The organism is Mesorhizobium sp. CA10 (assembly GCF_020165285.1).
GTDB lineage: Bacteria > Pseudomonadota > Alphaproteobacteria > Rhizobiales > Rhizobiaceae > Mesorhizobium.
The window spans coordinates 332,849-356,783 of record NZ_JAIUHV010000002.1; the positions used below are offsets into that span (position 1 = coordinate 332,849).

The window sequence follows — 23,935 nt, forward strand, 5'->3', positions numbered from 1 at the left end:
GCGTCGCGGCGGCGATCGGCACATCTAGCCGGCGGCTGGCGCGAAACTCTCCCGGAACAGGCGATTGATGTCGGCGACGACATGGCCGGCGTCCTGCCGGCCGGCAAGGCCTTCATTGATGCGGTCCGAAGCCAGCTGCTGGAAGGCCATGTAGCCGTCATGGCGCGGGCGGACCCAGGCGCCCTCGAGTGTCGCCCGCGTAGCGCGATAGAAGTCGCTGGTCGCGGCATTGACGGCATTGTCCTCCCAGGCCGCGGCATGGCCGGGCTGGCCGCCTGCGGCGGCGTAAGGGCCGCGCTGCACGTCGCCGCTGGCGATCCAGTAGGCGAAGTCGATTGCCGCCTGGCGCTGGGCGGAAAAGGCGGAGACGGCAATGCCGGTGCCGCCAAGCGCCGAGCCGACCGGGCCGTTGCCGCTGGCAACCGGTATGTCGGCGAAGGCGAGGCGGTGCGGGCGGAAACCCGCCACCGCATAGGGAACATAGCCATAGATCAGCGGCGCGCAGGCGATGCGCGAGCCGGACTTGGCCATCTTCTCGAAGACGGCGATCGGATCCATCGTCAGGCATGCGGGATCGACTAGCGCCGCAATCTCACGCAGCATCTCGAAGGCGGTTTCGCCGGTCTCGCCATCGACAAGGTCGTTCGAGCCGTCGACTATGCATGGCCGGCCGAGGTCAGCAGTCAAAGTGTAGAAGCACATCAGCGAATGCGGCGGCCGAAGCGGCAGGAGCACGCGGCCCTGCTCGGCAAGCGCCAGCACCTCGGTCCAGATCGCCGGCGCGGCTTCGATCAGATCGGGCCGCCAGGCCTGCACCTGGGTCGCGGCGTCGATCGGGAAAGCCCATTGCCGGCCCTGCCAGCTATAGCTCGGATAGGATTGGCCGACGCTTGCCGCAGCCAGCGCCATGCGTTCCGCCTCGCGTCCGGGCACATCGAGCGGCGCAAGGCATTTCTCGGCGGTGATCTGGCCGACATGCGGGTGGTCGATGACGATCAAATCATAGGCGCGGGCGAGCTCTTCCACCGGGAAGGATTCGAAATCCTGCAGCGAGCGCTTTTCCCATTCGATCGAGACGCCGGCCTTTTCCTTCCACAGCGCCGAGCACGCCACCATCGGGTCATAGCCGCGCGGATGGCTCCAGGTCATGCCTTTCAACCGGATCACAGGCCGAACTCCGCGCGGATTTTCTCGCTGTGCTCGCCGATCCGAGGGGCGGCCCGATCCACCTTGGCGCGCGCGCCGTCGACGCGCAGCGGCGAACGCGTGGTGAGGATCGACACGTTGTCCTCGCGTGTCACGGTCTGCAGCATGTCGAGGGTCTTGAAGCCATCGCTCTGCATCAGTTCCGGCCACGTCAGCACCTTGGCGCACCAGACGTCGGCGGGCTCGAGAATGGCAAGCCACTCGTCGATGGTCTTCTCGGCGATGCGCCTGGCGATGATCGCCTTGATCTCGTCGCGGGCGGTGAACCAGGTCGCGGGCTTGTCGCGGAAAGGGTCGAGCTCGGGCAGTTCGAGCAGGTCGGCTATCTTCGGGATCGGCGTCATGGCAATCGCCAGGTAGCCGTCCTTGGCCAGATAGACGCCGTAAGGCGCCGAGAGATAGGCATGGGCGCTGCGGAAGGACGACCGCTTCGGCAGGCGGCGGCCGTCGTTGAGATGCGTGGTCAGCACCTCGAACTGGAAATCGACCAGCGCCTCGAGCAGGCTGGTCTCGACATGGCCGCCCTCGCCCGTGATGCCGCGCCGCACCAGCTTGGCCAGGATGCCTTGGGCGCAGGCGGCGCCCGCCAGCATATCGGCGATCGCCAGGCCGAACGGCACCGGTCCCTGCTCCTCGTCGCCGTTCAGCCACATCACGCCGGAACGAGCCTGCGCGAGCAGATCCTGCCCAGGGCGCTTCACCCATGGCCCTTCCTCGCCATAACCGCTGATCGAGGCATAGACGAGCCGGGGATTGATCGTGCTGACACGCTCATAGTCGAGGCCGAGCCGCTCGATGACGCCCGGCCGGAAGTTCTGGATAAGCACGTCGGCCTTGGCGATCACACCGCGCAGCGCGGCGAGGTCGGCTTCGTTCTTCAAATCGAGGGCAAGGCTTTCCTTGCCGCGGTTGATGGCGTGGAAAATGGTGGAATCGCCGCCGATCTCGGTGTCGCTGAGATAGAGCCGGCGCGACAGGTCGCCGCCATCGGGCCGCTCGATCTTGATGACGCGCGCGCCGAGGTCGAGCAGGCGCAGCGAGCAGTAGGGTCCCGACAGGAACTGGCTCATGTCGACGACGACGAGGCCGGTCAGCGGAAGTTCTTTGTCAGCGGCCACGATTCACTTCTCGGTCTTGCCGACAAAATCGGCCGGGTTCTTGTATTTCACGGTCTGCAGATGCTCGCAGTAGAGCACGAGCTCCCCTTCACCCTTGAAGACTTCATAGCTGGCGCGGATCAGGCCCATATCCTGGTAGCGCGGCTTTTTGTCGAGGTTGGTGCGGATCGAATAGATGGTGTCGCCGATGAAGACCGGCTTGATGAAGCGCAGTCTGTCGTAGCCATAGGAAAAGGCGTTGATGCAATTGGTGGCGACCAGGCCGAGTCCGGCCGAGAAGACGAAGGCGCCCGCCACCAGCCGCTTGCCGAAGATACCTTCCTTCTCGGCGAACATCTGGTCCTGCACGTAAGGATGGATATCCAGCACCAACGCATTGAACATATGGCTTTCGCCCTCGGCGATGGTGCGGCGAAGCGAGCGGATTTTGTGGCCGACCTGCCAGTCCTCGTAGAACCAGTTTTCCGAATTCCAGACAGGGATGTCGGCATGCGCCTCAGGCATGTCGGCGGGATGCGTCGAGGCGACACCAACGGTCGGCGAGAATGCGCTCATGATCCTCTCCGGGAGCTTCCGGCGCGGCCTGCAAGGCGATTCCGGGCGCGATGCCGGATGGCGAAATGCATGGTCGCTTTCCTCCCACTGTTTTCTTTTGTGAATAACATTTTCACATATGGGATTGCCTTGCAAGCGACGATCGGCGAAATTTTCGCCAAGGCCGGCACCAGCGGAGGAGCCGCCGGCGACGCCAGGAAGATCGATGCAAAGCGCCTGTCTTGCCTTTGTCGGCAGCCTCAACCGCCAGGCGCCCTGCTTCCAGGGCGCGGCGCCTACGCCTTCGACGAGGCGACGCTTGCCGTGCAGAAGCTTGCCGAGACCGACGAGATCGGAACGCCGATATGCGTGCGGATCATCGAGGACCGGCTTCAATCCTAATCTTAGCGAGTGGAGTTCTTAGCGACTGACTTTGCTCACTGGCCGACCCGCGCGAACGAGCCGGTATAGGTCTGGCCGGCAAGCGCGTAGGTGACGTTGAGCGTTCCAGGCGATGCCATCGTTGCGGTGATGTCGGCGCCGTTCGGCAGGCGTCCGAGCTTCAACGTGTTGCCGGAAATCCTACCGGAGCCGTCGGCGACGCCCGGCTTGTTGTCGGCCAGATCGCCCCATGCGTAGCTGGCCGTCACCTGCCCGCCTGAAGACACGGTCAGGATCGCCAGCTTGCCGTCGTACATGCCGTTGAGCTGCCCCGCCCATATGCCGGAGAATGCGGCGTATCTGGCGGGAACGCCCTTGCCGGGTGGAACGACCGCAGCCGCCTCATCCAGCACCGCCGAATTCGGTGAGGCCGGAGCGGGAGCGGCGGCCGGAGCGGGTTGCGGGTCAGCAACAGGCTGTGTGTCCGGGGTCGATTGACAAGCAGCAAGCGCGGCCGCAATGCAAAGCATCGGCAAGAGATTATTTTGTCGCGCAAGCAGCCCGGATCGAACACGTCCCTGCGCCGGATTTCCACCCAAAGCCGGAATTCTCATAAGCGTCCCTCTGACAGGAAGCCCTTAGCCTAGTTGCGGCCATCGGCATAGGGATTTCCTCCGGCGCTTGTTTCGCCGGATGCGAGCCGCGTTCGCTTCCGTGGGAGCAGCTTTCCCGACATCTAAACTTGCTGGCATCCATCGACGCTCCGTCGCGGGCATGATGCTGGAACTCCCGCCAATGCCCCGCGTTCCAAAAGAAACCAGTAGCGAGCGCGCTCCGCCGATCCGAGCAAAGATCGTTCGTGAATTCCTTCGAGAAGAACGCGATAGGTGCACGGAGCTCCAGCCATGGCTTTCACGCTTGAGAGTCCAGCCTTTGAAAACGGACAGACCATTCCCGAGCCCTATGTCCGCAACGGAGGCAATTTGTCCCCTCCCCTGCGGTGGAAGAACGCACCGGCCGGGACCAGAAGCTTCCTGCTCGTCGTCGAGGATCCCGATGCGCCGCGCGGCATGTTTCGCCATTGGGCGGTCTATGACATTGCCGCCGGGCGAGACCGCCTGCCGGAAGGCACCGCTGGACCGGAAACCTTCCACCAGGCCGTGAACGACTTCGGCAATGCCCATTATGACGGTCCCCAGCCGCCAAAAGGGCACGGCGTTCACCATTATCACTTCCGTCTTTCAGCGCTCGACGTGGAGGCGTTGGAACCCGGCGGAGAACCGAAAATCGCGAATCTTCTGGCCCAGGCGAAGCCGCATATGATCGCCACTGCCGACCTCGTCGGCACATATGAAAGCCGCTGATGCGCGATCTGACGCATCCTGTCGGCATTCGATCATGCCGCCGTTCGAACGAGGAGAAAGACAATGCCGGACAAAAAAACCATCGAAAAGGCGCGCGAGGACAAGCGCGAAGGCAAGTCGGCAAGCACGCAGGCCGGTGAATTCGTTCACGCGGAAATCGACAAAGTCCGCAAGGGCAAGCACGGCACCCGCTCCACCAAACAGGCGATCGCCATCGGCCTTTCGGAAGCGCGCCGCGCGGGCGTCGACCTGCCGCCCCCCAAAAAAAGCGATGTGAAGGAGAGCACGCGCAAGAGCGCCAAATATGCTTACGAGGCAGGCCAGGGCGAACGGAAGCCGAAGCGCCAGCCGAAGGTCTCGAAGGCGGTATCGAAGGTGCTTGAGGGCGAGCCGAAAAGCACCGCCTCCCACAAGGCTCTGTCGAAGCAGGCCAAGAGCGCCGCATCCGGCCGCACAGCCGAGGAGCGGTCGGCGGCGGCGAGGAAAGCCGCGCAGACCAAAGGCGCCGCCGGACGATCGGCGGCAGCGCGCAAAGCAGCCAGAACCCGCGCCGAACACGGTTAGGAGCAATTTCAGGAGAATGTGACCGGCTAAGTTGGATGCTTTCGCCGTGACTTTCATCAGGAATGGCAACAAACCAGCGAACTGTTCGTGAAACTCTAGCCGCAACAGCAGGAAGCGGCGACGCCGTTCACGGGACTCCTTCGGCGGGGCTCCATACCGGCCACAGATGCAGCGGCCCAATATGCCGGAGCGTTTGCCATTCGATCATTCGGGGCATATGGTTTTGACATCGGCCGCCAGATATTTCGGATGCAGTCGACAGTAAGAGGTACGTGCTCTTGCCCGTCCGGGAGAAGACACATGCCTCAATCCGTGTATTCGAACATCCGGCCCATCGGCACTGTAGCTCTACCCGACTGTCAATCGACATTGAACATCAAGAGATTGAACACCGGACCACTCCGCCAAGGTTGAATGGCGAGCGTGTATCCCGACGGGTGCAAGGCATCAAGCCGGCCCAATAAAAAGAGGCCACGTCTTGGGCGTCGGGATTTGCACCTGATCGCGCCAGATGGCGACGACATCATGTCCGGCGGTCTCAACCGCTGATCAGCCCCAGAGCAAGGGCGATCTGTCCAGCCAACCAAATTCCCCCAACGACAAGGCAGAGGCCGGCGAAGGGCATGACGAGCATCCTTTTGACGACCCACCAAGCCGCGCCCGCGCGCGTCATTTCTCTCATAGGGGTACGTCTGTTCATGGATCGGCCAACTTCTATAACTGCATGTACGGCTGGGCGCGTCGTTGCACGTAAAGCATGCGTGCCACCAAATCAGCCTCAGTTTCGTTTCCGCTCGCGGGCACCCCGAATTCCTTGAGCAATCGGACATAATACAAGAGCCGAGCTTTGTCGAAGTGAGCGCCGCGATGGGGAATGTCTAGCAGGCTTGCAAAATCCTTTCGTCGCGGTCGTCCGGTCATCCTATGCTTGACTTCGGTGGCCCACTGCCACGCTAGCAGGTCGGCAGCTTGGACGGCGGCAGACCCTTGCTTCGGGATGAATGAGTGAGCGGCATAGCCATAGTGAACGTTGTGCAATGCGCTCAGGGGGTTGGTCAGAGCCGCCTCCACCACCTTGCTGGCTTCAGATCGGCTAGCGTGACCCGCCTCAAAAAAATAAGTCGACTTTCCCCGAAAGCCACTTCTGGAAAACCACTTGCCTATCTCATCAATGACGCATCTGGCGCAAAATGCGTAGGGGCTCTTAGCCGGACCCCAATCGGGCATCAGTTCCTGATATGCCGCCAGGTCAACGGACACGGCAAAGCCATGCGCGGCACGACGTTTAATAATCCCAATGAGAGCAGTCTCTGCCTCGATGCGTTGTGCGCGAGTAAGCGAGGCGAAGTGTTCATTCCCGTGCGCACAATCGACCATGTGAAAAAACGGCAGATCGTACTTTTTCAGGACACGCGCCCACTCACCCGCCATCAGACGAGCTTCGCGCTTTGCAAATGCGTATCCAGCGACGCAAAGCACCGGCGACCCGGCGTGCGAACCGCTCTCATCAAAATATGCGTGAACGATTTGCACGAGCCCACTCAACAGCGGCAGAGAGTTAGAGAGGCGCACCCAAATTTCAGAAACGTTCTTTTCTATCAATTAGATAGAAGGACTGTTTGGTGGAGCCAATCGGACTAGACACCACGTCGCCCACACCCGTTGCAAACCTTGAAATCCCATGGTAGGCGGCCTTATTAAGGGGTCAGAACCTGGGGTCAGAATTGAAATGAGCAGGCGGAGGCAGACAAGGGGACGAAGGAACAACGGGGCGATGCGGCACCTTCAACTGAAGGGAAACCGATACCGCTACCGTAGGGCCATTCCGGCAGAGCTTCAACGGCACTTCGGAGGCAACAAGTTCTACGTCCGGTCGCTTGAAACCAGTGACGTTGTAGAGGCCAAGCGGCGTCGGGACGCGGCCGAGAGGGAGAGCGACAAGCTGTTCGCCGAGCTTCGGCGCGGCGGAATGACCGCCACCACCCGAGACACCATTCGGGAGCTTGGGCAGGTATGGGCAAGGGAGCTTGTGGAGAGCCGAGCGGACCCCGTTAGATGGACCGAAAAGCTGACAGGGCGAACCCCCGCCACGGACGAAGATGTCCACGACGCTTACGGCCATGTCATGGAACAGGCCGAGAGGGTCGAGCGGGAACATGGGGAAGAGGCAAAGGCAAAGTTTCTTAATGAGGCGTTCGGCCGTGTCGGCGTGGACCGCTTCCGGGACGACTACCTTGGCGAGGTGAAGCTTGCCCCGAAGACCATCAGGGACCGAACGGGCCACCTTAACAGGTTCGCAAGGTGGGCCGAAGCCGAAGGTTTGCGACTGGCCGATATCGACCGCCGCACCGCAGGACGATATTTCACCTCACAGCTCGCCGGCGGAGACCGCTGGACCGCTCTGAAGCACCTGTCGAGCTTGCGGGGATATTGGGACTTCCTGAAGCGGCGCGGCCACGTCAACGGCCGTGATAATCCTTGGGAGGGCCAGCAGCTGCCCGACCGGAGCCGCAGGGTTGAACGTGGGGCGCGGGACAATGACGAGCGGCCTTTCACGACGAAGGAAATGCAGACCCTCCTCTATCCCCCGGCGGACGAGAAGACCAAGGCGCTAGGGCGAACCCCTGCCCCGCTTATCGATGACGCCATACGCATTGCGGCGCTGACCGGGATGCGGCTTGCGGAGGTCGTTACGCTTTGGTGCGAGGAAGTAGACGAGGGTTTCTTCTCCATCGGCCACGGAAAGACGAGCGCGGCGGTGCGCCGTGTTCCCATCCATCCGCACCTCAAGCAGATCGTGGAGCGGCGGACAAAGGACAAGAAGCCAAAGGACTGGCTATTTGACGAGCTGCAACACGAGAGGGACCCTGGCGACACGTTCGGCAAGCGTTTCGCCCGCTATCGAGAGCGTTTAGGGGTTGACGACAAGAGGGAAGGAAAGCGCCGCAGCTTGGTCAACTTCCACAGCTTCCGCAGATGGTTCATCACCGAGGCCGAACGCGGCGATATTCCAGAGAGCACCATTGCGGCTGTCGTGGGCCACGAGGAGGGCCGCAAGGGAATGACCTTCGGGGTTTACTCGCGGGGGCCGTCAGACGAGCAAATGCGGGCCTGTGTCGAGGCCGTGAAGCTGCCGTCTGCGAAGCAGTAATTACTTCTTCGTAGGTCGGGTAGGTGCAGGGGCGGTCGAGGGCTTGCCAGCGTCCGGCTTTCCGACGCCGCTAGGGACCACCGGGGCTGGCCGGTGGCTGGGGGTTCCCCGTTGTTCGTAGCTGGGAGTTGGTGGTCGCGCCATTTGGAACGGTCCTCGTGCTTGTGTAGGCATGAAGTGCCAACGAAATTACCCCAAGAATGAATAGCACAAGCGCCGCGACATTTAGGAGTTTCGTCGCCCCCTGGAACGGGTTTCCACCGCTTTCGTAGGCCGTGGAGTTGATGACGCATTTGTCTAGCTTGTCGATTTCTCTCTGCGCGTCCTCTGCGCCTGTAAAGTAGGACGTTATGTTTGCCGATATGGCAGCACCGAAACAAATCCATGAGGTGAGTAGGTAGGCGCTCACGGCTCCGCTGCCCCCTCCGATCTTGTCCATAAAGACGATGGATATCCCGAGGGCACCGCTCGACACGCTCAAGAGCGACTTGTCTAAGGTCGTTAGCTGATCCGACCGCAGCGCAACCATGGCCTCGCGATGCTTCAAGAGACCCTCGAAGTACGTTTCTGTCGGCCCGCCGTCTTCCTCCCGCACCAGCTTACCCCCTTGCTGCATCGTCTCGATTGTAGGAACATACTCCTAGATGGGGCGACACTCAACAGGAGGTCGCGATGGTTCGACGCAACAGACCGAAGCAGCTATCAAACGGAGAGCTGGAGCAATTCATGAAGGCGGCCGAGGCGCTGCACCACAGCATCACGCGGCCTCTCATTTCGCCCCAGTGCGACGACTACAGGTCCCTTCAGGATTTGCATGAGGCGCTGCTGAAGGCTGTGCGAGAGGTGACCGGAAGGGACGCAACGTTCATCCGGTGGTTTGGGGCTGGGTCGCGGTGAGACGGTTCGGCCTCTGACACCAGTTGTCAGGCGGCGTCGTCGGCGGTGCGCTCGGCTATAGCGAACGCTTGTAGGTTCTTCACCTTGCCGTGTTCCCCTTCGGCGTTTGCGATGATGGAGAAAAAGGCCGCTCTCACTATATCCTTTTTCGAGACCTTCGGATGCTGAGCCTTGACGGCCTTTATCAACTGCTTGGGGTTCATGTCCGGCGTCACGACACGCATAAGAGTGTCTGCGATTGCCTGCATCTCCGCTGTATCCATCTCTCATGCTCCCAGGTTTCGACCAGTCTGCATTAGCAGTGCGACAAGCGTGAGGCGGAGGGCCTCGCGACCTCAACAACCTAAGCCCGCTTGAACACACAGGCGGTTTGCGCGATTGTCATCCGCCCCCGTTAACACAGGTGAACGATGAACCGGAGGGAAAAGGCTCGGCCTTTCGTGCCAACCGAAATCCATGTCGGGACCGTCAAGGATCATGAGGGACACATTGGCATCCTCTCAATCCTGACGACGGAAGGCTTACTGGACATAGCGTTGGACCGGCAAGCCGCCGAGGCAATAGTCACGGCCATCGAAGCTATACGGTCCAAGCTGGAAATGGCCCAGGGCTAGGCTATCAGCCCTAACCTGGGAACTTGGCCTGCTCCGCCCGCTCTAACTGGTCAAGCAGGGAGACCTCTTGTTTGGTAAGGGACGGGTCCACCTCTAGGCCCAGCAGTTTTCTGACATCGCGCCGGTTGGTTTCGGCCCTGATAAGCTTGCGCAGGGCACGTGCGATCACCGCTTCGGATTGTCCCTGCATTTTGGATCGCGCTTTCTTGGAATTCCCCAAGCGCCAACGCAGCGGGGACATGATGGTTCCAAGCGGTTTCAAACTGGCCCAAAAATCCGAGGGGCCGAACTCGACAGTTGATGCAGCGCGATACCCCCCGCCGGGGGTCGCGGCCGCCCTCACACCCGAGGCCCACGCTCGGCCACCGATAGGCCCTCCTTCGTGTCCGGTCAGCGGCTGGAGCGGCTTCGTGGGGCTTCGGTGGTGTAGGACACCGGGCAGACCCGAACGCCTCTCCAGCCACCGCTCTTTTGTCAGGCACAACGAACGTTGACATTAGACAAATGCCGTTCTAAGGCTTTGTCAGGCACAACGGGCAGGGGCAGGCAATGAAGCAGTACGTCATCTACACACGGGTCTCGACCGAGGATCAGGGCAAGCTAGGTCACGGGCTGGACGCGCAACGGCGCGACATCGATATCTTTCTGGAGAGGTTCACCGAGGTCCCATTCGAGGTGCTCGGCCGCTTCTGCGACGTGCTCTCCGGCAAGCAGGATGATCGGCCCGAGCTGGCGAAGGCGTTGGCGCTGGTGCGCAAGACCGGAGCGGAGCTACTCGTGGCGAAGCTCGACCGGCTAAGCCGTAAGGTGGCCTTCATCGCGGCCTTGATGGAAGACCCCAAGGTGCGCCTTCGGGTCGCCCAAATGCCCCATGCGGACAAGTTTCAGCTCCACATTTACGCGGCCCTTGCGGAGCAGGAGCGGGACTTCATATCGGCCCGCACGATCGCGGCGCTGAAGGAAGCGAAGGCCAAGGGTAAGCAGCTCGGCGGCCTCCGGGACAAGACCATGGCCCGCAATGCAGCCATCCAGGAGAAGGCGCGGCAAGAGGCGGGGCCGGCGATGGCCGTCATCGGCCCCATGAGAGCCGGCGGGGAGACCCTTATGGCAATCGCCGAGGCCCTGAACAGGACCGGAGTGGCAACTTCGCGGGGTGGCCGGTGGACGGCCAAGCAGGTTTCCCGCGTGATTGATCGAGCCAGGTTGGTCCAGAATGCAGAATAACCATGTATCAGATGGTCCCGGTTACGGGACAAACTTTGATGCATCCAACGCTCCTCTAGATTGAAACGTGGATATGTTTTGCCCGGATACGGGACAATCCAATTATTGGCCCGTATGCGGGAGTTTAATACTCATTGATTGCTCGCCGGCCGTGCGGCATCCCGTGACCGTCTCATTCAACACACGAGGACTACAGCATGACCGACCACAACACCGCCCCTTCGGGCCACGCGGGAGAGGCGATAAGGCACCTTGCGAAGGCTATAGGCGGCCTCACGACCACCATCCGCGCCGTGGGCTCCGGCCGAGAGCTACACTCGCCCCTCACTTTGGAGCCCCTTGGGTGGACCGAGAAAGCCCTTGCGGAATTTGAGCGGCTCTCGAAGACGTCACTGGAGGGCACGGACACGGACAGGACGGGCGGGCCATCGGCCCTTGTCTCGCGCCTCGCCTTCGTTGCCGAGAGCGCATCACAAGCGCTGGAATGCATCGCAGCAGGGGCGGCAGTGTCGGAAGCCATTCGCTACGCTCTCATGGCGGACAGCCACCTCACCCAATTCGTCCGCATGATCCCGGAGGAGGAGTACGCTTCAGCCATCCGCGACGTGTGGGGTCGGGAGGCGATGCCCGTTCGGCTTCGATAGGGCCTCTTTCGTGTCCGGTGGGGCACTTTCAGCGGCTTCGAGGGTTCGGGAGGTAGAATGTACCGTCCGGACCCTGAAGGCTGTTTTTAGGGCTGACCGGACACAAAGCCGATTACCCCTTCACTTAGGAATGGCGGCCCCGTTTCAATTACCACCCCATCTAGGAATGGCGGCTCCGGTTGTGGGTCTTACGTGATTAGGGACTGCCTCAGGAATGGGGCTCCCGGTTCAATTACCCCTTGCTCTAGGAATGCCCGCCCCGGTTGGTCTCAGGTGATTAGGGCCCGCTTCAGGAATGGCGGTCCGTTTCAATTACGACACACCTCAGGAATGGCGGCCCCGATCAATTACGACTTACCCTAGGAATGCCCGCCTCCCTCACGTGGTTTATGAACGTGTTTGAGAGGGCCGAACCAATTACCCCTCCCCCTAGGAATGGCGGCTCCGGTGTGGGTCTTACGTGATTAGGGACCGCCTTAGGAATGGGGCTCCGGTTCAATTACCCCACCACTCAGGAATGCCCGCCTCCCTCACGTGGTTAGGGACGTGTTTATGGGCAGGGGTGTCGATTACGCCTTACTTCAGGAATGGTCCCGCCCTGCACGATGTTCTGAACGTGTCTATATGGCTGGCCTGTCAATTACCCCCCACTTCAGGAACCGACCCCTCCGGTTGAGCTAACGCTTATTGGGAGAGAGCCGAGGCTAAGGCCATGTTCTATGGCATGGGCAATTAGGCCGCACCCTAGGAAAGGGGCCTCCGGTCGATATATCTAACGTGTTTATGAGCGTTGGATGTGAAGTGGTCCAGAGCGCGTGACTAACGCTGCTCCTCCACAATCCTCCTACCTCCCTCTTTCAAACAAGGCTCCCCTTCAGTGGGTCGAGCCGACCCCTTCAGAGACGCAAGACGACGCTTTCAAGCTTCATCCCGACCTCCTCCAAAGCCACCTCCGGGCGACCTTCAGTGTCTCCATAGGTTCCCCGGCGATGGATTGGCGGGGCTGGCTCATTCGTTCCACTCGGAGCGTCGTCTTGCGTCTCTCTTTTTTGCCATCCCGTAGTGGGGTCCCCAGCGGGGAAGCCCCTAACGCCAGCGCCGCAAAGCGTGTGTCCGTGTGCGTCTCTCTGTTTCGACGCGGCCCGTAGCTCCGCCCCTCCCAAATATCTTTGCCTTCCGTAGATTGGACCCAGCAACACCATGACGACCACCTCTAGGCCCACTCCAGGGCACCCCAAGACCTACCAGCGTATCCCGAACGACCACTTCAGGCCCTACCGTCGCGGACTGGTCAGCGAGAACCTTGTCCTTGTCCCCATCAACGACCCGAAGCGGGGCCGTGTGCTTTTCGCCAAGGTCGAGGAGCGCACCTTCGACAATCTTCCCGGACATGTCCGCAATGCCGCGTGGGCCGTGGTTATGGAAGGGAAGCGAGCAAACGACATGCACTTCTCGGTCCGCGTCGGACACTCCAGCGACATGGTGGTGGTGTCTCGACTGATCATGGGCGCAAAGCCCGGAGAGCGTGTCCTGAACCTCGGCGGCGATCCCCTCGACCTCCGGACCACCAATCTTCGCCTCAAGCAGATCAAGGCCACCAACAGCGTCATGACGGCACGGCAGCGCCATCGCCAGCTTCAGCAGGAGGCACTCGCACAATGAGCCTTCTCGCAACCTGTGAATGGTCGGACGACTACAGCGCCGTCGTCGCCACCATAGGCCCCCGTTACCGCGTCATAGTGGACCGCAGGGGCTTCGGATGGAACCTACAGCACCGCCGAGCGCGGGGCGGTGGACATGGGCGATGGTTCTCTATCGCCTCGCTCATCACGTCTCGAAAGAACCTGTCCGAACTAACCATCCCGAACATGCACTCAGGCTACATCAAAGACCAAGGGATCACGCAGGAGATTGTGGACGCTGCCTTTGCCATGCTGCCCGAGCGGTTCTCTCCCGAGCCCACCTTCGAGCACCGTACGGTCCACGAAAGGCGACCCATTAGGGTAGAGCCCACGTCCTACAAGACGGCCCACGACATCTTCCCGAGGTCGTGACCCCTCACCACTCACACACTCAAAAGGAGCAAAGGTATCTCCACGCCTACTCACGGCGGAAACGCCGCGACCCTGACCGTTGAACTGTTCGGTTCATACGGCGCACGACACCACGACTACATCCAAGACTTCAGCACATGGAAGTCCCCCAAGGACCCGCTAGGCCCACTAGCCCGCCTTCTCGTCCGCCAGGGGTTCAGCCCGTCCTCCCGAATGCATGTCGTCCGCGATGGCGTTCCGGTCTTCAAGCGAGACCGCAAGCTATCCGCATGGGCCGGAGAAGACTGGGCCGACACGCAGACCACCGTCGCTAGGCGCAGGGGTTATGTCCCGTTTGTGTCTGGTGAGGCCCTTTCAGAGGCTTCGACCGACCAGGACGAGGAAAGCACCGTCCTCGCCTGAACGCCTCTCCACGACACGTTTTTCCTACCACCTCAGCCGCGCCTAAAGCGGCGCACAAATCAGCAGAAAAGTGAGACACACCACCATGGCAAACTATGCCGACTTCCAAATCACCGCAGACACCGCCCTTGAGGCACAAGCCGCCGCCGCACAGTCCCGCAACACCCCCACCGCCGCTCCCACGGTCCAGACCAATCGCAAGGTCCAGGTGGACACCCACGGCGATGGCCGGGTCGTCACCAAGGACCTCGGCTCCCGCAGCGTAGAGACCCAGCGGCAAGTCCGCCCCGGCAACGTCCTGATCGGTGGCGTTGAAACCTCTATCGAAGCCGCCCGTGCCGCAGGACTGCTCCCGCCGGGTTTTGATGGGCCTGTCGGGAACAAGGCCACCCCGGCAGGCACCGCACAGGCCACCTCCGCCGCCGCAGACGACGCAAAGGGCTCTGAAGGTGACCAGAAGGCCGCCGAGGGTGCCGCTGAAGGTGACGCCGCAACGGACCTTGCCGCAATGGTGATGGACACGCTTGCGGGGACCTTGGGAGCCGACGCTGTAGAGACTGGTATTTGGCAGGCCGCCGAGACCGGCGACATTGAGGGGAGCACCCCGCAGGGTGTAACTGACGACGCCGTGTCTGCGATTGTCGAGGGCTTCACTGCCCAAGCAAACGCCGTGCTGCGCAGCCTCCCCGCAGGGGTAGCTTCAGTAGCCATGCTGGAGGAGACCATGAATGAGGCGGAGCTTCGCGAGGCCCGCATGGCGACCATCCACAATGACCGTGAGAAGCTTGCCCACCTCGGCAAGACGGCTCTCGGCCGGATGGAAACGATGCCCTATCAGAACGCCGCAGCGTTTGAGGCTCTCATCGCCGACATGCCCGCAGCCGAGCGGAAGGCTCTGTCCTTCAATGAGGAGCGTAGGGAGTGGATGGTGAAGGTTCCGGGCCGACAGGCCATGTCCTTCGGCTCCGCAGTCCGCGCCGGCATCGTTCGCGTAGGCTAGTGCCGTACCGCGACCCTCTAGCCCGCAAGGCCGCCCGTCGCCGCCACTACGTTGCCAACCGTGATCGACTGTTGGCGGGACAGCAGGCCCGCAGAGATGCCGACAGGGAAGCTTGTCGAGAGGCCAATAGGCGACATTCGGCGGCCTACAGAGCGAGGCGTAGGGCGCTCGGCTCTCTCCAGACATAGACCCATTACCCAAGCCCACAACACCAAGGAAAACCACGTTGGAAAACAAGCACGACAAGCAGGCCAAAGAGGCCGCCGCGTACACCTCAATGATTGCGTCAATCCATTGTCCGGCAGAGGTCGAAGCGGCTGCGGCTGCGGAGGCCGAGTTGCAGGCGAAGGCCAAGCGCCGGAAGTCCAAGACGACGCCGGTCCCGGTAGACGCCACAAGCTGACATGCCCTCTGCCATCCACTACCCCCGCGCTTTCCTGAACTGGCAGGCGCGGGTCGTAGCGGCGCGGGCGGCTCACCTCTACCGCGCGTCTCATGACGGGCGCGGCAACTGGACCGTGACATGCCCAGGCGCCTACAAGGACAAGCCCATCAACTTCCCCGCCGACGACCACGTTACCTCCGGTTCTGACATCGGCGGAAATGATGCCGGGGGTATGCAGCCTGCACCCCTAAAGGATGCACAGGCGTCAACGGCGGCTCCGATGACCCCGGCAGAGAAACACGCTGCTGAAGTCCGGGGCAGTTATCCCGACCTAAGCGCCTAACAAGGCGACCACCACAACCGACAAGGGCTCCGGCGCAGCGATGCACCGGGGCCTCTTTTCGTCATCAACACCACCAAACGGAGACACCATGAGTTCCAGCCTCGCCGAGGCCATCAAAAACGAAAGTCAGCGGATCGGCGCTGACCCGCAAGACCTTGCAACAGTCATGTCCTACGAGACGGGCGGCACCTTCGACCTTTGGAAGAAAGGCCCGGTGACCAAGTGGGGTCAGCATATCGGCCTCATTCAGATGGGCGAGCCGCAGCGCCAAAAGTACGGCTACTACAAGGGCATGTCTGTCGAGGATGCCGTCCGGGCCTCCGCAAACTACCTCGTGGACAACGGCTTCAAACCAGGCATGGGCCTGCTCGACATGTACTCCGTCATCAATGCCGGCGGACCGGGCTTGTACGATCGCTCCGATGAGGCCAATGGCGGCGCTCCCGGCACCGTACGGGACAAGGTGGAGCAGCAGATGGGAAGCCATAAGGCGAAGGCCCTGGCCCTGCTAGGTGGCGAGTATGCGCCGGAGGTCTCAAACCCCTACGCCGAGAACGTCGCCCCGCAGAACAACACCGGCATTTACGACAACAGCCGCACCCCGCCGGCTCCTACGCTGGTCGAAGTCACACAGCAGAAGGCGGACGAGGCCGCCAATGGCCCGCAGCCCTACACCGGCTGGGGCGGCTTTGTCGAACAGGTGGCCGACGACATGGCAACGGACAATTACACGTCCCGCATCATCCGTTGGGCCACCCAAGGCTCCTATGACCCGAACGACAAGGGCTGGTCAGAGGACGAGTGGAAGCACATCACGGAGACCCTCCCGGAGCGGTATCACGATTACGTGCTAACCGGCTCCTCGAAGTACAACCGGGACCTCCGGCTGAAGTACGCCACGGAAATGGCCGAGATTGACGCCCGCAAGTCCACCGCAGGCACCGCAAGCTCCCTTACATCCGGCCTGATCGCTGGCGCTCTGGACCCGGTGTTGCTCCCTACGCTGATCGGCGGGCCGGCTGTCTCGTTGGGCCGCACGACGCTGGGCTTCGCCGGGAAGGTGCTGGCCGGTGCTGCTATAGGCGGCACGACTAACGCCGCGCTGGAGCTTGGGGCAAAGTACGGTCTGGACGACCCACGAGCGGACGCCGTGACTGCATTTGGCGTAGGGGCGCTGCTTGGTGGCCTCGCAGGGCCGCTGGCTCGCAATGCCGCCACGACGGTCGAACGGGACATGATGACCAAGATTGGCCTCGACACCATTGAGGAGGCCAAGCAGCGGAAGCTCTCACAGATGCCGTCCCACGATGCGCAGATGATCGTGGACCATACGGGCTCGGCAGGCGCAGCCCGCAACACCGACCGCATCGTCCCCTTCGACCCGAACGACTGGGGCATAGATGACGCGGCGGTTGACCGTGGGTTCGGCGGCAAGTCTCGCTTCGACGTGGCGGGACAGCTCACCACAAGCGCCAACCCTCGCGCCCGTCTCGCCGGCTTCGCCTTTTTCGAGGAGAGCGCCGGCACCAAAGGCCACGCTGTTCTCGACGCCCCTGCCTCGGTCCGCGCCGTAGCTCTGGAGCGGAAGCTTATGGGCAACCGCAACTCCGTTTATCAGGTCGCCATGCGTGAGTATGTGACGGAAGGGGCCTCGCTCCTCAATCCGATTGCCCGCGCCCGTCGCGCCGACGAGTTCAACCGCCTCGTCAACGCCTACATGGCCGACCCGCACCCGTCACCCGACGTGAGCCCAGCCATCGTCAAGGCGGCCGGAGCCCGCAAGGCATTCTATGACGGTTGGGCCGACGAGTTGGAGCGAGCCTTCCCCGGTCTTCAGGTGAAGCAAAAGGGCTACTACTCGCCGAAGGTCGCAGACCACAATCGGATCTCGGAACTCGACCGCACCGTGGACGAGGAGACCATGCACAAATTCATCGGCGAGAGCATCCGCCGAGCGCATGGGGAGATTGAGGAGAGCCTTCTGAAGAAGATGGCGAAGGGCTATTGGGCCAATATCCGCAAGGCCGGCTATGGCATTGAGGACAGCATCGCCGGGGCTCTCGGCCTTGGCGACAAGCAAGGCTTCAAGGACGCCTTCAAGCGGTCCCTGAACGAGGCCGAGGGGTTGTCGGACGCGGACCTCGACAAGGTGTACGACCTTTTCTCCGGTGTCGTGGACGAGACAAAAAAGACCGGCGACGGTTCCAAGGGTGTCGGCTACCTGAAGCGTCGGACTGTGATGGATTACGCCTACTCGGCCAACGTCCGCACCCGCGACGGCGGCTCGATCCCGCTGAAGATGGACGACGTGTTCATCCAGGACGCCGAGTTCCTCGACCACCGATACGCCCGCACAATGTCGGGTCGGGTGGCCTTCGCGGACACGAAGATACGTGACCCCAAGACAGACCAGCTCATCTTCGACGGCATCCGCTCCGAGGCCGATCTGGAGAAGGTCAAGAACTGGGTACGGGAAGGTTTCCACCAAATGGACAAGCCCCTTGCCAAGGTGCAAGCCGCCATGGACAGCTCCATTGAGAACCTCGACTTCGGATGGAAGCGTATCAACGGCATCCCGGTCTATGGGCAAGAGAAGAACTACGCCCAGTGGGTCCGCCGAATGAAGGCCCTCCAGTTCATCCGCCTCATGTCCAACATGGGCCTTAATCAGGTTCAGGAGAGTTGGAAGGTGGCGGCCATGACCGGCTTCCGCGCGTCAATGCAACAGCTCCCCGCAATCCGCCGTATGGTGGACGAAACAGGACGTTCGGTCCCCAAGCGGGATGCTCTCCTCGCCGAACTGGAGCATATGACGGGCATCGGTCTGGACGGCTTGGTCGGCAAGTTTGACTTCCGCCTAGCTGACGACCGGATTGGCGCGGGTGCTTCCTCACGGCTGGCTAACGGCTTAGACGTGGCGCTCGACTGGGGCCAGCGGGTGACCGCAGAAGTGTCCCTTATGCGGGGCATCCACGACTATCAGCAGAAGTGGGCGGCCAAGGCCGTGGCCCAACACCTCTTTGACATGGCCCGTGAGACCGCTGTTGAAGGCGGTGGGTTCGACCTCTCCCGGCTGGCCGGCAAGGGTCGTGAGCGGCTCGCAACCGCTGGCATCGGCGACAAGCAAGCCGAGTTGATCTTCGGCAACCTCTTGGCCCACGCCGAGCGGGACGGAGGCAAGCTCGTGTCGCTCGGGGCGAACAAGTGGGACCCGAAGGCCGTGACGGAGTTCTCCTACCTCATCAACCGCTACACCGACCGTCTCGTCCAGGCGAACGACGTGGGCGGATTGGCCCGGTGGATGAGCCATCCAGTCGCACAGCTCTTTGCGCAGTTCCGCAGCTTCGTGCTCGGGGCTTGGGCGAAGTCCACGCTCTACAGCATCAACCACATGGACCCGCGAATGGCGGTCCTCTTGGTTGGGGAGCTGGCCTTCGGCGCTGCCACGTTCGCGGTGCGGCAGGCTCCGCAGCTTGCGACGGACGAGGGCTATGACAGGTACTTCGAGGAGACCCTTGACCCGGTGAACCTCGCCAAGAACGGGTTCGCTCGTTCGGCCACGGCTTCGGTGCTCCCGATGCTGATGGACAGTGCCTTGCTCATGACCCCGATTGGCCCCCAGTTCGGCTCCGCACGGGCCAGCGGTGCGCCACAGGACGCTCTCTTTGGTGCGCCGGTCCTCGACCAAGTGAGCAAGGCGCAGACGTTCGTGAGAGGGGCGGCCAATGCGGCCCTGAAGGGTGAGGACATGACCCAGGCACAGGCGCGGGCCGGCTGGAGCGCCTTCATGCCGCTTGGCAACTTCCTGCCGTTCTCGGCACTCTTCAGTCACATGATTGAAGGGTTGCCGGAGCGGTCGGGGCGGTAAGACGCCTCAAGGAGCCCCGGTCAGTTGATCGGGGTCTCCCTCTTCTAGCTTTGCTTTTGGTCAGCTCTGTCGACCGGCAAGTCGGGGTCTGGATTGAACCGCTTTAGCACCTTCTTGTAGAACTCGACGTTGATGCCCCCGAGGTCGTCCGGGAATGCATCATCCTTGCGGTAAAGGCTGATCGTCTCCGGTAAAAAGTGCATTGGTTGGTGGACTACCTTCAACCGTAGAGGCGGCCACGCCTTCTCATCCAACGCAAGCTCAAACTGTGCCAGCGCGGTTTTCTTCCCGTCCATGTAGTCGTAGATGATTGCGTCAATCGTACCGCTCCACCTCTTGCGCCCCTCGACCGTGAGGCGGGTGTGGACGTAATGCTTCTCCAGCCCCCCGGAGTACAGCTCTCCCTCTACCTCCCCGTGGTAGACCCGAAGTCGCAACACGACCGGCGAGCCCTCCACTGTCGAGGCGGTGCGCTCCTCATCTGTCGCGTCTATCACCCCCTCCAAGTCGCTCGTCCACACGCCGGAGTACTGCTGATCCAGGAGGACAAAATCGGTGACGTTCTTGTATGCGGCCGGAGCCTCGTTGAAGAACGAGTTCACCTTGGCGGGAAGTTCCAGGAGGCCCAAGAACACCGCAACCAACCAACCGGACGCCGCGATCAACGCGGTCCGCCTAGTTGCCCAAGTGATCGGCGCGGTCTCCGCAACCTTACGCCTTGTCACTGCCGGGGTGTTACGCTTTGCCACGCCGCCCTCCGCTGCCGCAGCAGCTATCCCCACTAACTGTTTATGTCCGGTGCGGGCAATAGAGGGCGATTGTTGTTCGACAGGTCTTTCTGCCGGCCGCCCTATATTGGAGCCGCCCAAAGGCCGACCGGACATAGAACAGAGCCGGTGGGCGCAATCCAGCGGGACCCAGCACCGCCCGCACGTCCGCCCTCGGCGTAAAAGGGGTCAGAAAACGGGATCAGGGGGTCATTTCTGACCCTTCTAAGTACTTGATTTTGCTCATGTACAGTGACTTGGTGGAGCCAATCGGAATCGAACCGACGACCTCTTGAATGCCATTCAAGCGCTCTCCCAACTGAGCTATGGCCCCACTCCCGGCAGTCGGCCGGCGCCGTTTCCGGCGAAGAGATCCGGCGCGATGGGAACCGCGCCGTCGTTTAGTGCTGGCGGCTTCTAGCGCCGCCTTCGGTCAAGATCAAGCCTTGAAAAGCCGCTTTTTCGTCACAGGCCAAAATGGCCGGCAAACGAACTTAGACTTCGTCATCGTCGTCGCCGACGCCGATCATATCGGCGACGTCATCGTCCTCTTCCTCTTCGTCGGCAAGGAAGGTGTCGTCCTCATCGTCGCCGAGATCGACATCCTCTTCATCGTCGCCAAGATCTGGAAGCTCGTCGCCGCCGCCCTTCACCTCGTCATCGGCCTCCTCGAGCGAGACGACTTCGGCGCCTTCCTCTTCGTCGGCGTCCACTTCCTTCTCGGCGACTTCCTCATCTTCCTCGAGGGCGGAAATCTTGCCTTCCTCGAAATAGGAGCGTGGATAGCTCTTGCCGGTATAGGGCGAGACGATCGGGTCTTTGTTGAGATCGTAGAATTTCCGACCCGTTTCGGGGTCGACACGCTTGGTGCCAAGTTCAGCTTTTGCCACAGCAGGCCTCGTCAATAAAAGAGTGGTCCCCATAACCGCAGTTTTGAGCGCTGTCAAAGCCAAAAGCCGGCATTGTAAAATGCTCGTATTCGAAGGCCTCGCACAAGGGGATGACCATTGCAACGCACCGTGATACGAGACCGCCGCAGCATGACGAACCGAGCCGGCCAGCCGGCATTTCATTTGGAAGACAAGGATGTCTCACTCCGCCGCCGCTAAGCCGGCCACGGCCCGCAAATCCCCTGCCCTTGCCGGCACCGCGCGCGTGCCGGGCGACAAATCGATCTCACACCGCTCGTTCATGTTCGGCGGCCTTGCCTCCGGCGAAACCCGCATCACCGGCCTGCTCGAAGGCGAGGACGTGATGCGCACGGGCGCCGCCATGAAGGCGATGGGCGCGCATATCGAAAAGAACAGCGGCGAATGGGTGATCCGCGGCACCGGCAACGGCGCGTTGCTGCAGCCTGAAGGCCCGCTCGACTTCGGCAATGCCGGCACCGGCTCGCGCCTCACCATGGGGCTCGTCGGCACCTATGACATGGAGACGGCCTTCATCGGCGACGCCTCGCTTTCGGGCCGGCCGATGGGCCGCGTGCTCGACCCGCTGCGCCAGATGGGCGTGCAGGTGCTGAAGGCCGCGCCCGGCGACCGCATGCCGATCACGCTGCGCGGCCCGAAGCATGCAGCACCCATCACCTATCGCGTACCGATGGCATCCGCCCAGGTGAAGTCGGCGGTGCTGCTTGCCGGCTTGAACACTCCCGGCATCACCACGGTGATCGAACCCGTGATGACGCGCGACCATACCGAAAAGATGCTGAAGGGGTTCGGCGCCAACCTGAGCGTCGAGACGGATGAGCGCGGCGTGCGCCACATCTTCATCGAAGGCCAGGGCAAGCTCACCGGACAGACGATCGCCGTGCCAGGCGACCCCTCCTCCGCCGGCTTCCCGCTTGTCGCGGCGCTGATCGTGCCGGGCTCGGACATCGTCATCGAGAACGTGCTGATGAACCCGACCCGCACCGGGCTGCTGCTGACCTTGCAGGAAATGGGCGGCAAGATCGACATCCTCAATCCGCGCAATGCCGGCGGCGAGGACGTGGCGGACCTGCGCGTGCGCTCCTCGGAGCTGAAAGGCGTGGTGGTGCCGCCCGAGCGCGCGCCCTCGATGATCGACGAGTATCCGGTGCTGGCCGTCGCCGCGAGCTTCGCCGAGGGCGAGACGCTGATGCAGGGGCTGGAGGAACTTCGGGTCAAGGAATCCGACCGTCTGGCGGCGGTGGCTAGAGGCCTGGAGCTCAACGGTGTCGACTGCACAGAGGGCGAAGCCTCGCTCGCCGTGCGCGGCAGACCGGGCGGCAAGGGACTCGGCGCTCATCCGAACGGCCCCGATACCGCCGTGAAGACGCATCTCGACCACCGCATCGCCATGAGTTTTCTGGTGATGGGGCTGGCAACTGAAAAGCCGGTGACGATCGACGACGCCAACATGATCGCGACGAGCTTTCCGGAGTTCATGGGATTGATGAAGGGATTGGGCGCGGAGATTGTATGAAATACGTCTACGTTCACTGGAAGCATGAGATCGCGGAAGAGCCGTCTCACCTCTGGTATGAAGTCGCAGACGACAATTTCCAAAACCGGACAATAGAGTTCTATGCTGATGGGTCGGTTGGCTTCGCCATTCGCGGTGATGCCCCGGACGGGTCAGACGACCTTGAAATCGGAGGGACACGAAATTCCACCGAAGGCTTTCCAGATATCGAAGAGATCAACTCGGATCCTGATTTCGAGGCTTTGCCGGTCACAGCGGTCGAGTTCGATCGCCAGTGGCGCAAGGCGCTTGCGTCAAGGCGTCGAATGACCACTCCCTTCACCATCGCCATCGACGGCCCCGCAGGCGCGGGCAAAGGCACGCTCGCCCGCCGGCTTTCCGACCACTACCGCCTGAACCTGCTCGATACCGGCCTCACCTATCGCGCGGTGGCCCTCAAGCTGCTCGAGCTCGGTCTGCCGCTCGACAATGTCTCGGCTGCAGAAACCGCGGCGCGGCAGGTCGACCTGTCGAACCTCGACCGCACCGTGCTCGCCGCGCATGCGGTGGGCGAGGCGGCCTCCAAGGTCGCGGTCATTCCGACCGTACGGCGCATCCTGGTGGAGAAGCAGCGGGCCTTCGCCAAGGCGCCGCCGGGCGCCGTGCTCGACGGCCGCGACATCGGCACGGTGGTGTGCCCCGATGCCGACATCAAGCTCTATGTCACGGCAAGCGCCGAAGTGCGCGCAAGGCGTCGGCTGGCCGAGATCGAGAGCATGGGCGGCAGCGCCGATTTCGCCACCATCCTTGCCGATATCGAGCGCCGCGACGAGCGCGACATGGGCCGCGCCGACTCGCCGCTGAAGCCGGCGGCAGACGCGCACTTGCTTGATACCAGCGAAATGGCTATAGAAGCCGCGTTTCTGGCGGCGATGGCGATCGTTGACAACGTCCTTGCCAAGAGAAACAAGGCCTGATCAGGTTTTTCGATTGCC

The 23,935-nt window shown here is 62.0% G+C and carries 22 protein-coding genes, 1 tRNA gene and 1 pseudogene; 13 read left to right on the forward strand and 11 right to left on the reverse strand.

Annotated features, from left to right (window positions below; genetic code table 11):
* Positions 1 to 24: 24 nt before the first annotated feature.
* Genes LB535_RS05070 through LB535_RS05080 form a run of 3 tightly spaced genes read right to left on the reverse strand, consistent with a single transcriptional unit; the run spans position 25 to position 2,879 of the window.
* Positions 25 to 1,149 carry an extracellular solute-binding protein gene (locus LB535_RS05070; protein ID WP_224631671.1) on the reverse strand — a complete coding sequence of 375 codons (1,125 nt, stop codon included), beginning with the start codon at positions 1,147 to 1,149 and terminating at the stop codon, positions 25 to 27.
* Between the two features lie 14 nt (positions 1,150 to 1,163).
* A complete protein-coding gene (locus LB535_RS05075; RefSeq protein ID WP_224631395.1) occupies positions 1,164 to 2,324 on the reverse strand; it encodes a CaiB/BaiF CoA transferase family protein in 1,161 nt (386 codons plus the stop codon).
* 3 nt (positions 2,325 to 2,327) lie between these two features.
* Positions 2,328 to 2,879 (reverse strand): MaoC family dehydratase, encoded by a 552-nt coding sequence (locus tag LB535_RS05080; RefSeq protein ID WP_224631396.1) that lies wholly within the window; start codon positions 2,877 to 2,879, stop codon positions 2,328 to 2,330.
* A gap of 129 nt (positions 2,880 to 3,008) precedes the next feature.
* Here LB535_RS05080 and LB535_RS05085 point away from each other — a divergent pair, with 129 nt between their 5' ends.
* The gene (locus LB535_RS05085; RefSeq protein WP_224631397.1) at positions 3,009 to 3,260 is read left to right on the forward strand and encodes a hypothetical protein; all 252 of its coding nucleotides are present in this window, start codon (positions 3,009 to 3,011) and stop codon (positions 3,258 to 3,260) included.
* A 35-nt stretch (positions 3,261 to 3,295) separates the two neighbouring features.
* Here the strand turns inward: LB535_RS05085 and LB535_RS05090 are convergent, their stop codons facing one another.
* Positions 3,296 to 3,652 carry a hypothetical protein gene (locus LB535_RS05090; protein ID WP_224631398.1) on the reverse strand — a complete coding sequence of 119 codons (357 nt, stop codon included), beginning with the start codon at positions 3,650 to 3,652 and terminating at the stop codon, positions 3,296 to 3,298.
* A 492-nt stretch (positions 3,653 to 4,144) separates the two neighbouring features.
* On the opposite strand from LB535_RS05090, the gene LB535_RS05095 reads away from it, so the two are divergent.
* Together LB535_RS05095 and LB535_RS05100 are read left to right on the forward strand one after the other, a co-directional pair.
* On the forward strand, positions 4,145 to 4,603 hold the full coding sequence (locus tag LB535_RS05095; RefSeq protein WP_224631399.1) for a YbhB/YbcL family Raf kinase inhibitor-like protein: 459 nt from the start codon (positions 4,145 to 4,147) through the stop codon (positions 4,601 to 4,603).
* A gap of 63 nt (positions 4,604 to 4,666) precedes the next feature.
* Positions 4,667 to 5,167, forward strand: a complete 501-nt coding sequence (locus LB535_RS05100) for a DUF6496 domain-containing protein (RefSeq protein ID WP_224631400.1) — start codon at positions 4,667 to 4,669, stop codon at positions 5,165 to 5,167.
* 714 nt (positions 5,168 to 5,881) lie between these two features.
* Here the strand turns inward: LB535_RS05100 and LB535_RS05105 are convergent.
* A complete protein-coding gene (locus tag LB535_RS05105) occupies positions 5,882 to 6,700 on the reverse strand; it encodes a DUF3800 domain-containing protein (RefSeq protein WP_224631401.1) in 819 nt (272 codons plus the stop codon).
* A gap of 241 nt (positions 6,701 to 6,941) precedes the next feature.
* Between LB535_RS05105 and LB535_RS05110 the strand changes: the two genes are divergently transcribed.
* Positions 6,942 to 8,318, forward strand: coding sequence for a DUF6538 domain-containing protein (locus LB535_RS05110; RefSeq protein WP_224631402.1), 1,377 nt, complete (start codon positions 6,942 to 6,944; stop codon positions 8,316 to 8,318).
* Between the two features lie 70 nt (positions 8,319 to 8,388).
* Here LB535_RS05110 and LB535_RS05115 read toward each other — a convergent pair whose 3' ends face one another.
* The 3 genes from LB535_RS05115 to LB535_RS05130 form a co-directional block, all read right to left on the reverse strand.
* Positions 8,389 to 8,913: a hypothetical protein gene (locus LB535_RS05115; protein ID WP_224631403.1), complete on the reverse strand. Its 525-nt coding sequence runs from the start codon at positions 8,911 to 8,913 to the stop codon at positions 8,389 to 8,391.
* Between the two features lie 328 nt (positions 8,914 to 9,241).
* Positions 9,242 to 9,478, reverse strand: a complete 237-nt coding sequence (locus tag LB535_RS05125; RefSeq protein WP_224631405.1) for a hypothetical protein — start codon at positions 9,476 to 9,478, stop codon at positions 9,242 to 9,244.
* 361 nt (positions 9,479 to 9,839) lie between these two features.
* Entirely contained in the window at positions 9,840 to 10,070 is a 231-nt protein-coding gene (locus LB535_RS05130; RefSeq protein ID WP_224631406.1) for a hypothetical protein, read from the reverse strand.
* A 308-nt stretch (positions 10,071 to 10,378) separates the two neighbouring features.
* Here LB535_RS05130 and LB535_RS05135 point away from each other — a divergent pair, with 308 nt between their 5' ends.
* The 6 genes from LB535_RS05135 (at position 10,379) to LB535_RS05160 (ending at position 19,749) form a co-directional block, all read left to right on the forward strand.
* Positions 10,379 to 11,053, forward strand: coding sequence for a recombinase family protein (locus LB535_RS05135; protein ID WP_224631407.1), 675 nt, complete (start codon positions 10,379 to 10,381; stop codon positions 11,051 to 11,053).
* A gap of 197 nt (positions 11,054 to 11,250) precedes the next feature.
* Positions 11,251 to 11,697, forward strand: a complete 447-nt coding sequence (locus LB535_RS05140; protein ID WP_224631408.1) for a hypothetical protein — start codon at positions 11,251 to 11,253, stop codon at positions 11,695 to 11,697.
* 1,200 nt (positions 11,698 to 12,897) lie between these two features.
* Positions 12,898 to 13,359 carry a hypothetical protein gene (locus LB535_RS05145; RefSeq protein WP_224631409.1) on the forward strand — a complete coding sequence of 154 codons (462 nt, stop codon included), beginning with the start codon at positions 12,898 to 12,900 and terminating at the stop codon, positions 13,357 to 13,359.
* Positions 13,360 to 14,238: 879 nt separating this feature from the next.
* On the forward strand, positions 14,239 to 15,153 hold the full coding sequence (locus LB535_RS05150; protein WP_224631410.1) for a hypothetical protein: 915 nt from the start codon (positions 14,239 to 14,241) through the stop codon (positions 15,151 to 15,153).
* Between the two features lie 226 nt (positions 15,154 to 15,379).
* Positions 15,380 to 15,556, forward strand: coding sequence for a hypothetical protein (locus LB535_RS05155; RefSeq protein ID WP_224631411.1), 177 nt, complete (start codon positions 15,380 to 15,382; stop codon positions 15,554 to 15,556).
* A gap of 413 nt (positions 15,557 to 15,969) precedes the next feature.
* Entirely contained in the window at positions 15,970 to 19,749 is a 3,780-nt protein-coding gene (locus LB535_RS05160; protein ID WP_224631412.1) for a hypothetical protein, read from the forward strand.
* A gap of 44 nt (positions 19,750 to 19,793) precedes the next feature.
* Here the strand turns inward: LB535_RS05160 and LB535_RS05165 are convergent, their stop codons facing one another.
* From LB535_RS05165 to LB535_RS05175, 3 genes are all read right to left on the reverse strand, one after another.
* Complete coding sequence (locus tag LB535_RS05165; RefSeq protein WP_224631413.1) at positions 19,794 to 20,498, reverse strand: hypothetical protein; 705 nt, start codon at positions 20,496 to 20,498, stop codon at positions 19,794 to 19,796.
* Between the two features lie 276 nt (positions 20,499 to 20,774).
* Positions 20,775 to 20,850: transfer RNA gene (locus LB535_RS05170), tRNA-Ala, on the reverse strand.
* A 160-nt stretch (positions 20,851 to 21,010) separates the two neighbouring features.
* Positions 21,011 to 21,406: a TIGR02300 family protein gene (locus LB535_RS05175; RefSeq protein ID WP_224631414.1), complete on the reverse strand. Its 396-nt coding sequence runs from the start codon at positions 21,404 to 21,406 to the stop codon at positions 21,011 to 21,013.
* Between the two features lie 196 nt (positions 21,407 to 21,602).
* Here LB535_RS05175 and aroA point away from each other — a divergent pair, with 196 nt between their 5' ends.
* The 3 genes and pseudogenes from aroA (at position 21,603) to cmk (ending at position 23,917) form a co-directional block, all read left to right on the forward strand.
* On the forward strand, positions 21,603 to 22,961 hold the full coding sequence (aroA, locus tag LB535_RS05180; RefSeq protein ID WP_224631415.1) for a 3-phosphoshikimate 1-carboxyvinyltransferase: 1,359 nt from the start codon (positions 21,603 to 21,605) through the stop codon (positions 22,959 to 22,961).
* Positions 22,958 to 23,236, forward strand: a pseudogene (locus LB535_RS29035) (DUF6881 domain-containing protein); the annotation flags it as partial. The gene aroA and the pseudogene LB535_RS29035, both read left to right, overlap by 4 nt.
* A 30-nt stretch (positions 23,237 to 23,266) precedes the next feature.
* Complete coding sequence (gene cmk, locus LB535_RS05185; RefSeq protein ID WP_224631416.1) at positions 23,267 to 23,917, forward strand: (d)CMP kinase; 651 nt, start codon at positions 23,267 to 23,269, stop codon at positions 23,915 to 23,917.
* Positions 23,918 to 23,935: the final 18 nt, after the last annotated feature.

Bases quoted from the DNA above. Each gene is read 5' to 3' on its own strand.
- LB535_RS05070 (WP_224631671.1), bottom strand. From the start codon at position 1,149: ATGACCTGGAGCCATCCGCGCGGCTATGACCCGATGGTGGCGTGCTCG.
- LB535_RS05080 (WP_224631396.1), bottom strand. From the start codon at position 2,879: ATGAGCGCATTCTCGCCGACCGTTGGTGTCGCCTCGACGCATCCCGCC.
- LB535_RS05095 (WP_224631399.1), top strand. From the start codon at position 4,145: ATGGCTTTCACGCTTGAGAGTCCAGCCTTTGAAAACGGACAGACCATT.
- LB535_RS05100 (WP_224631400.1), top strand. From the start codon at position 4,667: ATGCCGGACAAAAAAACCATCGAAAAGGCGCGCGAGGACAAGCGCGAA.
- LB535_RS05110 (WP_224631402.1), top strand. From the start codon at position 6,942: ATGCGGCACCTTCAACTGAAGGGAAACCGATACCGCTACCGTAGGGCC.
- LB535_RS05125 (WP_224631405.1), bottom strand. From the start codon at position 9,478: ATGGATACAGCGGAGATGCAGGCAATCGCAGACACTCTTATGCGTGTC.
- LB535_RS05130 (WP_224631406.1), bottom strand. From the start codon at position 10,070: ATGTCCCCGCTGCGTTGGCGCTTGGGGAATTCCAAGAAAGCGCGATCC.
- LB535_RS05135 (WP_224631407.1), top strand. From the start codon at position 10,379: ATGAAGCAGTACGTCATCTACACACGGGTCTCGACCGAGGATCAGGGC.
- LB535_RS05140 (WP_224631408.1), top strand. From the start codon at position 11,251: ATGACCGACCACAACACCGCCCCTTCGGGCCACGCGGGAGAGGCGATA.
- LB535_RS05145 (WP_224631409.1), top strand. From the start codon at position 12,898: ATGACGACCACCTCTAGGCCCACTCCAGGGCACCCCAAGACCTACCAG.
- LB535_RS05150 (WP_224631410.1), top strand. From the start codon at position 14,239: ATGGCAAACTATGCCGACTTCCAAATCACCGCAGACACCGCCCTTGAG.
- LB535_RS05160 (WP_224631412.1), top strand. From the start codon at position 15,970: ATGAGTTCCAGCCTCGCCGAGGCCATCAAAAACGAAAGTCAGCGGATC.
- aroA (WP_224631415.1), top strand. From the start codon at position 21,603: ATGTCTCACTCCGCCGCCGCTAAGCCGGCCACGGCCCGCAAATCCCCT.
- cmk (WP_224631416.1), top strand. From the start codon at position 23,267: ATGACCACTCCCTTCACCATCGCCATCGACGGCCCCGCAGGCGCGGGC.